This is a genomic window from Halobacillus hunanensis (genome assembly GCF_900166655.1).
Lineage (GTDB): Bacteria > Bacillota > Bacilli > Bacillales > Halobacillaceae > Halobacillus_A > Halobacillus_A hunanensis.
Window position 1 is genome coordinate 400,078 of sequence record NZ_FVZB01000005.1, and the last position, 13,641, is coordinate 413,718.

Annotated in this window: 12 protein-coding genes and 3 riboswitches; of the genes, 10 read left to right on the forward strand and 2 right to left on the reverse strand. The window is 42.7% G+C overall.

Going from position 1 to position 13,641, the window contains the following annotated elements:
- Positions 1 to 18 precede the first annotated feature (18 nt).
- The gene (locus B5354_RS20845; RefSeq protein ID WP_079525792.1) at positions 19 to 237 is read right to left on the reverse strand and encodes a YjcZ family sporulation protein; all 219 of its coding nucleotides are present in this window, start codon (positions 235 to 237) and stop codon (positions 19 to 21) included.
- 697 nt (positions 238 to 934) lie between these two features.
- On the opposite strand from B5354_RS20845, the gene B5354_RS03045 reads away from it, so the two are divergent.
- From B5354_RS03045 to B5354_RS03065, 5 genes are all read left to right on the forward strand, one after another.
- A complete protein-coding gene (locus tag B5354_RS03045) occupies positions 935 to 1,900 on the forward strand; it encodes an AAA family ATPase (RefSeq protein WP_079525796.1) in 966 nt (321 codons plus the stop codon).
- Positions 1,897 to 3,162 carry a DUF58 domain-containing protein gene (locus B5354_RS03050; RefSeq protein ID WP_079525798.1) on the forward strand — a complete coding sequence of 422 codons (1,266 nt, stop codon included), beginning with the start codon at positions 1,897 to 1,899 and terminating at the stop codon, positions 3,160 to 3,162. Before B5354_RS03045 ends, B5354_RS03050 begins: the two co-directional genes overlap by 4 nt.
- Positions 3,162 to 5,366 carry a DUF4129 domain-containing transglutaminase family protein gene (locus B5354_RS03055; protein ID WP_079525800.1) on the forward strand — a complete coding sequence of 735 codons (2,205 nt, stop codon included), beginning with the start codon at positions 3,162 to 3,164 and terminating at the stop codon, positions 5,364 to 5,366. The genes B5354_RS03050 and B5354_RS03055 overlap by 1 nt, the downstream gene beginning before the upstream one ends.
- A gap of 30 nt (positions 5,367 to 5,396) precedes the next feature.
- Positions 5,397 to 5,497, forward strand: a riboswitch (purine riboswitch).
- Positions 5,498 to 5,653: 156 nt separating this feature from the next.
- Positions 5,654 to 7,192, forward strand: coding sequence for a glutamine-hydrolyzing GMP synthase (guaA, locus tag B5354_RS03060; RefSeq protein ID WP_079525802.1), 1,539 nt, complete (start codon positions 5,654 to 5,656; stop codon positions 7,190 to 7,192).
- Positions 7,193 to 7,271: 79 nt separating this feature from the next.
- A riboswitch (purine riboswitch) is annotated at positions 7,272 to 7,374 on the forward strand.
- Between the two features lie 263 nt (positions 7,375 to 7,637).
- Positions 7,638 to 8,972 (forward strand): NCS2 family permease, encoded by a 1,335-nt coding sequence (locus B5354_RS03065; protein ID WP_079525803.1) that lies wholly within the window; start codon positions 7,638 to 7,640, stop codon positions 8,970 to 8,972.
- A 105-nt stretch (positions 8,973 to 9,077) separates the two neighbouring features.
- Here the strand turns inward: B5354_RS03065 and B5354_RS03070 are convergent, their stop codons facing one another.
- Positions 9,078 to 9,503: an Hsp20/alpha crystallin family protein gene (locus tag B5354_RS03070; RefSeq protein ID WP_079525804.1), complete on the reverse strand. Its 426-nt coding sequence runs from the start codon at positions 9,501 to 9,503 to the stop codon at positions 9,078 to 9,080.
- A gap of 176 nt (positions 9,504 to 9,679) precedes the next feature.
- Between B5354_RS03070 and B5354_RS03075 the strand changes: the two genes are divergently transcribed.
- From B5354_RS03075 to purB, 5 genes are all read left to right on the forward strand, one after another.
- The gene (locus tag B5354_RS03075; protein WP_079525805.1) at positions 9,680 to 10,246 is read left to right on the forward strand and encodes a DUF2179 domain-containing protein; all 567 of its coding nucleotides are present in this window, start codon (positions 9,680 to 9,682) and stop codon (positions 10,244 to 10,246) included.
- Positions 10,218 to 10,415 carry an NETI motif-containing protein gene (locus tag B5354_RS03080; RefSeq protein WP_079525807.1) on the forward strand — a complete coding sequence of 66 codons (198 nt, stop codon included), beginning with the start codon at positions 10,218 to 10,220 and terminating at the stop codon, positions 10,413 to 10,415. The genes B5354_RS03075 and B5354_RS03080 overlap by 29 nt, the downstream gene beginning before the upstream one ends.
- A gap of 83 nt (positions 10,416 to 10,498) precedes the next feature.
- Positions 10,499 to 10,599: riboswitch (purine riboswitch) on the forward strand.
- Positions 10,600 to 10,705: 106 nt separating this feature from the next.
- On the forward strand, positions 10,706 to 11,197 hold the full coding sequence (gene purE / locus B5354_RS03085) for a 5-(carboxyamino)imidazole ribonucleotide mutase (protein ID WP_079525808.1): 492 nt from the start codon (positions 10,706 to 10,708) through the stop codon (positions 11,195 to 11,197).
- On the forward strand, positions 11,187 to 12,314 hold the full coding sequence (gene purK, locus B5354_RS03090; protein ID WP_079525809.1) for a 5-(carboxyamino)imidazole ribonucleotide synthase: 1,128 nt from the start codon (positions 11,187 to 11,189) through the stop codon (positions 12,312 to 12,314). Before purE ends, purK begins: the two co-directional genes overlap by 11 nt.
- A gap of 18 nt (positions 12,315 to 12,332) precedes the next feature.
- A complete protein-coding gene (gene purB, locus B5354_RS03095; protein ID WP_079525810.1) occupies positions 12,333 to 13,625 on the forward strand; it encodes an adenylosuccinate lyase in 1,293 nt (430 codons plus the stop codon).
- The last annotated feature ends 16 nt before the right edge of the window (positions 13,626 to 13,641 follow it).

Below are 13,641 nucleotides of genomic sequence, written 5' to 3' on the forward strand. Positions count from 1 at the left end.
TTTTCCTTTAATTATTTATTATTTGTAAAATGAAGCACCAACAATAATGAGAAGGATAAACAACACCACAATCAAGGCAAAGTTGTTACCGCGTCTGCGTCCATGACCGCAGCCACCGTAGCCGCCGAATCCGCCTACGTTGTTTCCATAGCCGCCAAATCCGCCTACATTATTTCCGAATCCGCCTACGTTATTTCCGTAGCCGCCAAATCCACCTACGTTATTTCCATGACCCATAATCTCACCACCTTTTTAATCTATATAAGTACTTTATGAAAACTTTGGGATGGCGGAAGGGCTGATGACTAGATGGAATGACGAAATCGGGACATTTATTGTGAGTATAGTGTGACAGAATTCTAGGAGGTTAGGGAAGATGCATTAGAAGCCTGCATCTTTTAACAAGGCACGTTGAAAAAAACTTTTTTTCAAAAAGACGGGGATGATTCCAAATTTCTTTGAACAAACATGTAATGACTTCTTCGGCTTTTTTAGTGTCCTGTAATTCGTTTAGAATCAGAGGGTATAAAAAATGGATGTATTTATGATACAACTCGTCGAGAGCCTGCTTGTCTTTATGTATAATTCGAGTCATTAATTCTTGGTCCATATTCAACTATTGCGCCCCCTCTTCTCCCACGTCAAATATAAAATACCCCGGAATGTATTCCGTGAAACCTTTACGGCATGTCTATCGACTTATATTTTTGCGTGTTTATGGGTGACTCTTGTTCCCGATGAGGAGTGTATACTTTCTTTTTTCAGACCAGCAAAAATCAATCACTCTATTACCTAGGATAATTCGCATCTGCTAAAAAGATTTACTCTCTGTAAAAACTACGCACATATTTTGTCGTATGTCTATAGTTGTAGTATAGTTAGAGAGAGCGTGACTTTTCAGAATATATTGTCAAACTAGAGAGGGGTACACCGAATGACGATGCAAGGTCTATTATATCAACCAAAAATTGCTGAAGTCTTAAAGAATATTAACAAAGTAATGATTGGTAAGGAAGAAGCAGCATTATTAAGTGTTATTGCTTTGCTTGCCAAGGGTCATGTTTTGCTGGAAGATGTACCAGGTGTAGGGAAGACAATGCTTGTCCGGACGCTCGCCAAGTCGCTAGATTGTGATTTTAAACGTATTCAATTTACTCCAGATCTGTTGCCTTCAGATGTAACAGGTGTTTCGATATATAATCCTAAAGAACTTCAATTTGAGTTTCGTCCTGGTCCGATTTTAGGAAACGTTGTTTTGGCGGACGAGATTAACCGAACATCCCCTAAAACGCAGTCTGCGTTGTTAGAGGGGATGGAGGAAACGAGCATTACGGTTGATGGGGAAGCTGTCCCTCTAAATCAGCCATTTTTCGTAATGGCTACACAAAACCCGATCGAATATGAAGGGACATATCCGTTGCCTGAAGCTCAACTGGATCGCTTTTTGCTAAAGCTTAAAATGGGTTATCCGTCAGCTAAACAAGAGGTAGACATGCTTACGCGAACCTCCGGAAGTCACCCTATTCACACGATTGAAGCTGTGATTTCAAGAGATGAATTGATTGATCTACAGAAGCAGACAGAAGATGTGTATGTTGATCAGACAGTCAATCGATATATTGTAGAACTTGTAACAGGTACGCGCGCGCACAAAGGAGTGTATCTCGGAGTAAGTCCTCGTGGCTCGATTGCGCTTATGAAGGCAGCAAAAGCCTATGCTTTTATCCAAGATCGGGATTATGTGATTCCTGATGACATAAAATATCTAGCTCCCTATGTATTAGCCCATCGAATGATTCTAACGTCAGAGTCTAAATTTGAAGGGGCAACAGCAGAGGATATTGTGGATGAGCTTCTCACCGTAACATCGATACCGGTGCAGAGGAATGTGAGTGAATGAAACAATCTGTTCGATTCACAGGCAGGTTAGTAGTGATCTTGCTTATATTTGCCGTCCTATTCTCTTATGCTATGTTTCAGGGGGGCTTTGTAAGTTGGTTTTTATTCTACAGTTTCCTTCCATTTCTTCTCTATATGACGGGTCTTACTTTTTATTCAATGGATAATTGGGAAGTCGATCGCCATTTTTCCAAGAGGGTAGCTTCAGCAGGAGAAACCATCCATGTAGATGTTGTGATTCGAAGAAAGTTTTTGTTTCCGTTGTATTATTGTGTGATTGAGGAGCTTTTTCCCGAGTCATTAATGAAGCGGGACAATCACGTTGAGAAATATCGAAACATGGATAATCCAGCGGGTTTGGCTCAATCACGACAAATTAAGAAAGTAGCTTTTCCATGGTTTAAGCGAACAATTCGCTATCAATATGAAATGGAAGAATTGCCAAGAGGCGAGCATCATCTACGGGCTCTTCGTGTAAAAACCGGGGATTTCTTTGGATTTATAACAAAAGAAGCAACCTACGAGCTTGACAATAGGCTTGTTGTTTTTCCTCATAAAAGACCGGTGAAGTTGAAAGAGAGTGCTCAAAGCTTTGAACAAGGTGTCAGCCCCTCTTTTAAATTAAATGAGAAAAATACAAATGTTGTCTCAGGGGTTAGAGAGTATGTCCCTGGGGATCGCTTCGCCTGGATTGACTGGAAGACAACAGCGAAAAGTAATCAAATGATGACAAAAGAGTTTGAGCAGGAAAAAAGTGTAGATATGCTGGTCATATTAAATGCCGTGAATGAGCCGGATATGAATCCGTTAAGTTTTGAAGGGGCGGTTGAATTTAGTGCATCGTTACTGGAGGAGATGCACAGCAGGTCTTCACAGCTCGCTTTTATGACACTTGGAGACGAGAAGAGGTATTTTCCCTTTCAGAATGATTATACTCAGAGAGATTTGATCCAGGAACACCTTGCTAAAATTCGCCCTAACGGAAAAATACCTTTCGTTGAACAGCTGGAGCGAGAGCTTGCACAGAATCGTGCAGGGATGCTGCTTCTAATTGTCAGCCATCACTTAGATGCGCAAATGGTCGTCACTTTAACTCGACTAGCACATAAAAGTAAACGGCTGGTTTTCTTTTATGTCAAACCGCAGAGTCAAATAGATTTTCAAGTTCATAAATGGTTCAAGCAATTAAAAAACAATGGAATTCTTGTGAACACCATCTCAGAAGGGGAATTAACACAGCTGGAATTTGAGGTGAACACGTAATGGACATCTCGCTGGGAAAGCAGAGTCTGATCTATCAAATTGTTATCTATATATGTGGTTTTTTACTATTTTGTGAGTGGTTAAGGCCATTAGAGATGATTTCAGAGACGCAAAATGTCAAAGTGTTCTTCATCTATGCGGGTTTTTGTTTTTTTATTTCGTTTTTGCAGATAAACTGGATGATCTCGGTTCCTTTAAAACTGCTTGGACTAATGTTTATTATCGATGGCTTGTATGTAGCTGAGCAAATTTTCAGCGGTCAATGGTTTGCCGTCGTTTATAATCAGGTGATGTACAACATTCAAGTGATTCAAGGTCAACAATGGTGGGAAATGACCCCGTTGTTTAGAAGTCTATTATTTTTAATTTTATTATGGCTCATGAGTTATTTGCTATACTACTGGTTTATCATCGCGAAACGGATGCTGTTTTTTGTAACATTAACCTTTGTGTATGTCACCATTGTCGATACCTTTACGATTTATGACGGTCAGTGGGCCATCATTCGTACATTTATATTAGGGATGATTTCATTAGGGCTATCTCATTTCTTTAAGGAAATGGACAGAGAAAAGGTTTCCTTACGAGGGGTAAAGAAAGCTCATTTATGGGTTGCTCCGTTAATAGGGGTGATTATTTTCTCTACTTTAGCCGGATATGCAGCTCCGAAGCTGGAGCCTCAATGGCCAGACCCCGTTCCATATTTAACTAGTGGTGATCGTGGAGCAGGGAGCGGGCCAGGAGGCAGGATTCAGAAGGTGGGTTATGGTGAAAACGACTCAAGATTAGGCGGATCCTTTGTTCAGGATGACACAGTAGTGTTTCAGGCTTTAGCTGCCAATAAGCAATACTGGCGAATTGAATCAAAAGATACTTATACCGGAAAAGGCTGGGAGGATACACTAGATAAGCCGGTTAAGAATGTTTCACCTGATAATATTGAGTTTCAAACGTACACGGATCAAGTTGAAACAGAAGAACAGGTGGCGTTGTTGAACTTCACGGACGATGCCGAGTTTAATAAATTGGTTTATCCATATGGAATACAGGAGCTAGAGCGTTTTCCAGACCCGTTTACTATTGCTTTACACGAGAATACAGGAGAGATGGACACCTTGCTGGAGGGGAACCCTGACCAAGTTCAGCGGTATATAACCCAATATGATGCTCCTTCTTTTGAATACAATCAGTTAAGGGAGGCAGACGGCGAAGATCCTGAAGAAATAAAGGAGCGTTATTTGCAATTACCTGATTCCCTGCCAGATCGTGTTCGAGAACTGGCAAGTGAGATTGTCAGTGAAGAAGATAATAGATATGATCGGGCAAAAGCTGTTGAATCATATTTCTCCGCTAATGGCTTTAAATATTCAACGACAAATGTCCCGGTACCTAAAGAAAATCAGGATTATGTTGATCAATTTCTGTTTGAGTCGAAAATCGGTTATTGTGACAATTTCTCTACATCTATGGTTGTTTTACTTCGAGCAGAAGGTATTCCCGCTCGCTGGGTTAAAGGGTTTACTGGCGGTGAACGCCAAAACGAAACAGCAACAATTAAAGGTCAAACGCTAAACATTTACGAGGTAACCAGTGGAAATGCTCATTCATGGGTAGAAGTTTATTTTCCAGAAATCGGCTGGGTTCCATTTGAACCGACCCAGGGGTTCACGAACAATACAGACTTTCACATGGACGTTGAAGAAACAGATAATGAGGAAGTGACTCCTGCAAGTGCTGATGAACCAGAACAGGACGAAACGTTGGGCAGGCCAGAACAAATGCGGGAGCAACAAACTGAGGCAAGTGCCGGTCAATCAGATGTCAACATCAACCAGAAGTCGATCACATTATGGATTAGTTTGGCAGCGGCCCTGCTCCTTGCAGCCATCCTCTATATCACCCGGTTCAGGTGGATGTCAGCCATTTTAATTCGAAGGTTTAAAAAAATGGACCGTGAAGATACGTATGATCGTGCTTTTCACTACCTATTGAGAGTGCTGGCTCATAAGAAAGGGATTAAGCGTTATCCTAACCAGACGCTCCGGGACTACGCACGGCAGGTCGATGCTCATTTTCAATCGAACGATATGCGTAAGTTAACCAATCATTACGAGCGTGCCTTATATCGAAATGAAAATGGAATTGAGCATTGGCGCAAGGTCACAGAATTATGGGAAAATTTAATTAAAAGAGCATTGTCTTGATTCCGTATCATGCTGTTGATAGAATGAATGAAAATCAATGGTATGACCCTTCATATATCCTTGGAAATTGGTCCGAGAGTCTCTACCGGAACGCCGTAAACGTTCTGACTATGAAGGCAGGAATCGTGTGAGACGTTTTTGACATGGATTTCTGCCTTCACCGGATCAGTTCGGAGGCAGAAGTCCATTTTTTTATATGGATCGTGTGATAGATGATGATTCACAAACTAAAGCTGGCAAGGCTCGTCTGAATTAGGGAGCCTAGCCAAGTAAGGAGCTGAATGTGTATGGAACAAGTAAAAGGCATGATCCTTGTACTGGATTTTGGCAGTCAATATAATCAATTGATCACTCGTCGCATTCGTGAATTTGGAGTGTATAGTGAACTGCATTCTCACAAACTGACAGCTGCAGAGATAAAAGACATGAACCCTAGTGGGATCATTCTCTCAGGCGGCCCAAATAGTGTGTATGGAGAAGATAGCTTTCGCTGTGATGAGGAGTTATTTGAATTAGGTATCCCTGTATTGGGAATTTGTTATGGTATGCAGCTAATGACCCATCATTTCGGAGGGAAGGTCGAACGAGCTAAGGAGCGGGAATATGGTAAGGCGGATATCTCCATCCATGAAGACCCTCTATTGTTTCGCAAAACTCCAAAGCAACAAACGGTGTGGATGAGTCATAGTGATAAAGTGATCGCTCCGCCAGAAGAGTTCAGAATTGATGCTACAAGTTCCTCTTGTCCTGTCGCGGCTATGAGTAATGTGGATACGAATATGTATGGCGTGCAGTTCCACCCTGAAGTACGTCATTCAGAGTATGGCAACGACCTTTTGCGCAGCTTCGTCTTCGAAGCTTGTGAGGCGACTGATGATTGGACGATGGAACACGTGGTAGATATGGAAGTGGAAAAAATCCGTGCTAAAGTAGGGGATCGCAAAGTACTATGTGCGTTAAGCGGGGGTGTCGATTCCTCTGTTGTAGCAGCCTTGATCCATAAAGCGATTGGGGACCAGCTGACTTGCATTTTTGTCGATCATGGTCTTCTCCGTAAGCATGAAGCAGACGATGTCATGCGTACATTGGGTGACGGATTCCAAATGAACATCATAAAGGTGGGTGCTAAAGATCGTTTCCTCGGGAAGCTTGCTGGCGTATCCGATCCTGAGAAGAAACGTAAAATCATTGGGAATGAATTTATTCGAGTATTTGATGATGAAGCAGACAACCTCAAAGATATTGACTTTCTTGCTCAAGGAACTCTGTACACAGATATTATTGAAAGTGGAACAGAGACGGCCCAAACGATCAAGTCCCACCACAATGTGGGCGGCTTGCCTGAGGATATGCAGTTTGAGTTGATCGAACCCTTGAATACTCTTTTCAAAGATGAAGTTCGCGCTCTGGGTACAGAGCTCGGAGTACCTGAGCATATCGTATGGAGACAGCCGTTCCCAGGACCAGGACTTGCCATTCGAATTCTTGGTGAGGTGTCCGAAGCTAAGCTGGAGATTGTTCGTGAATCAGATGCTATTTTGCGGGAAGAAGTGAAAAACGCAGGTTTGGATCGTGATATTTGGCAATACTTTACGGTGCTTCCAAACATCAAGTCTGTCGGAGTTATGGGGGATGAACGCACTTATGATCATACGGTCGGGATCCGTGCTGTTACATCGGTTGATGGAATGACATCAGACTGGGCCCGTATTCCTTGGGATGTACTTGAGAAAATCTCTACTCGAATCGTAAATGAAGTGGACCACATCAACCGCGTTGTCTACGATGTGACTAGTAAGCCGCCATCCACAATTGAGTGGGAATAAACGAACTATTATTTATTTTATTCCTTAAATGTTCGTGTTTTGTGTTGACGAATGATGCCGAAACTTGTAAGATTGAAATATAATAACTAAATATCTTTGTCGTATAATTTTGGGGATATGGCCCATAAGTTTCTACCAGACCACCGTAAATGGATCTGACTACGTTTAAGAATGTAACCACACGATTCACTATGTGCCGGTTATTTTCCTAGTAGATTCGTAGAACACTCTTGGCCGATGCCAGGGGTGTTTTTTATTATGGTTGTGTGTATCAACGGCGGATTAGAGCAACAATCTATGCGAAAACAGCCTTTATTTTACTTCTTGGCCTGGGAAGGATTTGCCTCCTGAAGGGCTTCAGGAGAGGGAATTCCTGAAAAAGGCGTTTAGTTATATAAACAACTAAGAAAAACAATCATGAGTGAACCAGGGGAGGAACATAAACATGAAGAAATTTTTTAAATTTGAGGAGCATGGAACAAACTATCGGACTGAATTTTTAGCAGGGATGACGACGTTCCTGGCTATGGCGTATATTTTATTCGTTAACCCATCGACGCTGGCACTCGTTGGGGTGGAAGACCTTCCGGAAGGCGTTACCCGCATTGACCAGGGGGCTGTCTTCACGGCAACGGCGATCGCCGCGGCTGTTGGAACATTGATTATGGGTGTGCTGGCTAAGTATCCGATCGCTTTAGCACCGGGAATGGGCTTGAACGCTTTTTTTGCCTACACGGTTATTCTCACATATGGAATATCATGGGAAACAGCTCTCGCAGGGGTACTGGCATCTGGACTTATTTTTATCGTATTAACGTTAACAGGACTCCGCGAAAGCATCATTAATGCCATCCCTGGTAATCTGAAGCTGGCCGTTGGTGCAGGGATAGGATTATATATTGCATTTATCGGATTTCAAAACTCTGGTATCGTTCAAAATAGTGACGCCACATTAGTTGCACTTGGTGACTTAACAGAACCGACAACCCTTTTAGCGATATTCGGAATTATTACGTCTGTTATCTTCTTATCACTTGGAATAAAAGGCGGTATTTTCTACGGCATGATTTTGACAGCTATAGCAGGTATGGTCACTGGTTTAATCGCACCCCCTACAGCGATTAATGATGTGGTTGGGCCCGTACCAAGCGTAGCCCCTACCTTTGGTGCTGCACTCACACACTTTGGAGATATTTTCACACTGGAAATGTTAGTGGTTATTCTGACCTTCCTGTTTGTTGATTTCTTCGACACAGCGGGAACACTTGTAGCTGTAGCCAATCAAGCCGGATATATGAAAGATAACAAGCTTCCAAGAGCTGGACGAGCTTTATTCGCAGACTCTGCAGCAACGGTAGTTGGATCGGTAGTTGGCACATCGACAACGACTTCTTATATTGAATCAACAGCTGGAGTTGGAGCAGGTGGAAGAACAGGTTTCACATCTGTTGTAACAGCAGGATTCTTTCTTCTAGCCCTGTTTTTTTCACCGCTATTATCCGTCATTACACAAGAAGTTACAGCGCCGGCACTGATTATCGTTGGCGTGCTCATGGCCTCGACTTTGAAGGACATTGATTGGGACCAATTTGAAATTGCAGTTCCAGCTTTCTTCACCATCACCGCGATGCCGCTTACGTACAGCATAGCCACGGGAATCGCTATCGGCTTTATCTTTTATCCAATAACGATGTGGTTAAAAGGACGAGGAAAAGAAATTCATCCGATCATGTATCTCCTTTTCGTGATCTTCATCTTGTATTTTATTTTCTTAGCTTAAACGCTATTGTAAGCAGAGCAGCAACCAACGGAAATGGAACGCTTGCTTTATTGCACTATACTTTTACGAATTGCACAGAATTAGGTGTGATTGCATATTTAACGTTTACTCATCTTCGAGATGACGGATCCGAATCGGCTTTTGTTTTGTTGAATCAGAAATAAAGCGATGCAATTGGATAATGAGTAATCCGTGTTTATAGGTAGCATCGATTTTATCGCTTCGTACGGGAAAAGGAAGGTCAATGCTTCGCTCAAATGTGCCTGTTGCAATTTCCGACTTGAGCTGATGGCCGCCGCGATGATTAATTTCGATTCGTCCTGTTAATGTAAGTGTGGCGTGATCAACGACAACATCGACATTTCGCGGATGACTCATGCCAGGAACATTCACCATACAGAGTAATTCATTATCATATTGATAGAGATTGATTTGAGGAATAGAAGGCTTCATAAATCCTTCGAATTCGCTAAAAAAGTCCTGACCGAAAAAGTGATCTAAATTTTTCTTCCAATCATTAAATTGGTTCATTCGATCTCCCTCCAATTTTCGGCAAATGATTTAAAAAAATCTTATTGTGCCATAAACACCAGTTGTTATATAGTGTATGCATGATTGATCTTTTGGGTGCTGTGAAGTAGTTGCAACTGCTTATGAAAAGGTGCGGCTGTTTATCAGATGGCCCATAATACAGGAGGAATACATGCATGCTGGATAACACCTTGGTGATGATTACCATCATTTTAGTTGTCAACATTGTTTATGTGTCATTTTTTACGCTTCGAATGATTTTCACCTTGAAGGGCCAGAGGTACTTCGCGGCATTCATCAGTATGTTTGAGATCGTTGTTTATATTTTTGGATTAGGATTAGTGCTTGATAATCTTAACCAGATCGAAAACGTTATCGCATATGCTGTTGGTTATGGGATGGGTGTTATCGTCGGCATGAAAATTGAGGAGAAACTGGCCCTTGGTTATACGACGGTCAATGTGATTTCGTCTGAGCCGGAAATTGAGTTTACGAAGATGCTTCGCGATAAAGGGTACGGTGTGACTAGCTGGTATGCTTATGGCATGGAAGGCGACCGTCTGGCGATGCAAATTTTAACACCGAGGAAATATGAGCTTACATTGTATGAAACGATTAAATCGATTGATCCTAAAGCCTTCATCATTGCTTATGAACCGAAACAGATTCATGGTGGGTTCTGGGTGAAGCAAGTGAAGAAGGGAAGGTTGCGTAATGGCCAAGAAAAACAAGAAGCGCTTTGAAGTTCGAGACAATGAATCGATCGATCAGTGTCTGGAGCGGATAAATAACGAAGGATATACACCTGTACGCCGTGCAGAAGAGCCAATCTTTCAGGAAGTGGTTCATAATGGGGAAAAAAATCTGGAACCTGTAGGAAGAATCATTGTTTTTCATGCAGTTAAGGATTAAAACCGAACATTATTCAGGTTTGGATTTTTCAATGTTCGTAATTTGCGTTGACAGATAGAATCGAATATTGCTATGATTGAATCAGAAACTGCATAGAAGAACCTCATATAAGACGGGGATATGGCCCGTACGTTTCTACCCGGATACCGTAAATTTCCGGACTATGAGGGGAGATCAAGCATCTAATTCTGAACACACGTATGCCTGTTTATCTCTCCTCATTAGAGGGAGATGAGCAGGCTTTTTCGTTATCAAAAGGAGTTCGACATCAAGTGAAGAGGTGGGAGAACATGGCTGAGATAGGGATTATCATGGGGAGTATGTCAGATTGGTCGACAATAAAAGCGGCATGTGATGTATTAGATGAGTTAGGTTTGGATTTTGAAACCGAGATCATTTCTGCGCACCGTACGCCTGAAGATATGTTCACATATGCGGAAGAAGCGAGAGGAAGAGGAATTAAAGTGATTATTGCAGGGGCAGGAGGCGCGGCCCATCTTCCCGGAATGGTAGCAGCGAAAACTACGCTGCCGGTCATTGGGGTTCCTGTACAGTCCAAAGCCCTAGATGGTTTGGATTCTCTACTTTCTATTGTGCAAATGCCAGGCGGCGTTCCTGTTGCGACGGTAGCAATCGGTTCAGCTGGAGCAAAAAATGCGGGGATTTTAGCGGCTGAAATGCTAGGGGCTTTTGATGATAAAATAGCTGAGCGATTAGCGGCATACCGCGATCAAATGAAAGGTAAAGTTTCTGATATGAGGAGGGAGTTACGTGAACAATAACATCGTACGACCTGGACAAACGATCGGGATTCTAGGTGGAGGTCAGCTTGGAAGAATGATGGCAGTTGCTGCCAGGCATATGGGCTACCGGATTGCTGTACTTGACCCGACGGAGGATTGCCCTTGTGCCCATGTTGCAGATGAGCATATTGTGGCAGCTTATGATGACAGAGAAGCCGCTGAACAGTTACTCGAACTGAGCGATGTGATTACGTACGAGTTTGAAAATGTAGATCTTAAAGTGGCTCGACTTTTCGAACAAGCAGATAAGCTTCCTCAAGGAGCCTATTCGCTAGAAGTGACCCAAAATCGGGAGAAGGAAAAGCAAGTTTCTGTCGATGCTGGTCTGCCAGTGGCGAAATATGAGATTGTTCAAACGTTTGACCAATTTAAAGGGGCGATGAGAACGATCGATTTTCCGGCAGTGATCAAAACGGTTAGCGGCGGTTATGACGGAAAAGGTCAGCTTCCTCTAGGGAGTGAAGAGGATTTTGACGATGTAGAGACATTTATGGAAGAAGGCGGAACGTATATCGTTGAACAATGGGTTCCGTTTGAACTGGAAATCTCTCAAGTATTCACAAGAGGTCAAGATGGAGACATCACTTATTTTCCTGTTGCTGAAAACATTCATAAAAATCATATCCTGCACGAAACGAGAGTGCCGGCGACTGTTTCTAAAAAGGTGGCTAAAAAAGCACAGGAAGCTGTTAAATCATTAGCTGAAAAAATGAACATTGTCGGGACGTTTGCGGTGGAAATGTTCGTGAAAGACCATGATGTCTATATAAATGAACTGGCACCAAGACCGCATAATTCTGGCCACTATACAATCGAGGCCTGTAATGTCTCCCAATTTGAGCAGCATGTGCGGGCTATTTGCGGGCTGCCGTTATTACCTATTCATTCATTCCCAGCGGCTGTTATGGTTAACGTTCTTGGAAAGCATCAGGAAATTTTACACAGTAAACTAGAACGCTATTATGGATTTCATGTGCATGATTACGGTAAAAGCGAGGCAAGGGCGACCCGGAAGATGGGACATATTACCTTTGTGGGAGAGAATTTAAAAGAAATAGATGAACTAATCAAGAACAATCAAATTCATATGTGGTAAGCGACAAGGAGGAAGACGATGATAGAACGTTATACAAGGCCTGAAATGGGTTCCATTTGGACAGAAGAAAATAGATACCAGGCATGGCTTGAAGTAGAATTGTTAGCTTGTGAAGCATGGAGTGAACTCGGAGTCATTCCTGAAGAAGATGTTGCGAAATTGCGTGAAGGGGCCTCTTTTAATATTGATCGCATTCATGAAATTGAAGCAGAAACGCGTCACGATGTTGTGGCATTCACGCGGGCTGTTTCTGAAACCGTAGGGGAAGAACGTAAGTGGGTACATTACGGTTTAACGTCTACAGATGTTGTAGATACGGCTCTTTCTTATCAGCTGAAGCAGGCTAATGAAATCATTCGCAAGGACCTTGTCGCTTTCATTGATATTCTGGCTGATAAAGCTCGCGAGCATAAGCACACGGTCATGATGGGGCGTACGCACGGTGTTCATGCTGAACCGACAACTTTTGGCCTTAAGCTGGCGCTTTACTATGAGGAAATGAAGCGGAATCTTGAGCGTCTTGATCTGGCAATAAAGCATATAGAGGTTGGTAAGTTATCAGGAGCTGTCGGAACATACGCCAATATTGACCCATTTGTGGAACAGTATGTTTGCGATAAGCTGGGGCTTGCAGCTGCACCCGTTTCGACGCAAACGCTGCAGCGTGACCGTCATGCCCATTACGTGTCAACGCTTGCTTTAATTGCAGCCTCCATTGAAAAGATTGCTGTAGAGATTCGGGGTCTTCAGAAGACAGAAACCCGCGAAGTGGAAGAGTTTTTTGCTAAAGGTCAAAAAGGGTCTTCTGCTATGCCTCATAAACGAAATCCGATTGGGTCTGAGAATATGACAGGTATGGCGCGTGTGCTGCGTGGTGAAATGCTGACAGCTTTTGAGAATGTGCCGTTATGGCATGAACGTGATATTTCTCATTCGTCTGCAGAACGAGTTATCCTGCCTGATGCGACAATTGCGATTAATTACATGTTGAACCGCTTCGGAAATATCGTAAAGAATTTAACTGTATTCCCTGAGAGGATGCAGGAGAATATGGAGAAAACGTATGGTTTGATTTTCTCTCAGCGTGTATTGCTGACATTGATCGATCAAGGGATGGTACGTGAAGAAGCGTATGATCTTGTACAGCCTAAGGCAATGGAGGCATGGGAGCGTGGAGTGCCGTTCCGAAGCTTAATTGAAGCGGATGACAAGATTACATCCACATTAACTGAAGAACAAATCGAAGCATGCTTTGACTACAAACACCACCTGAAAAACGTTGATCGCATATTCGACCGCATCGGATTGTAATTTACCATAATGTGGA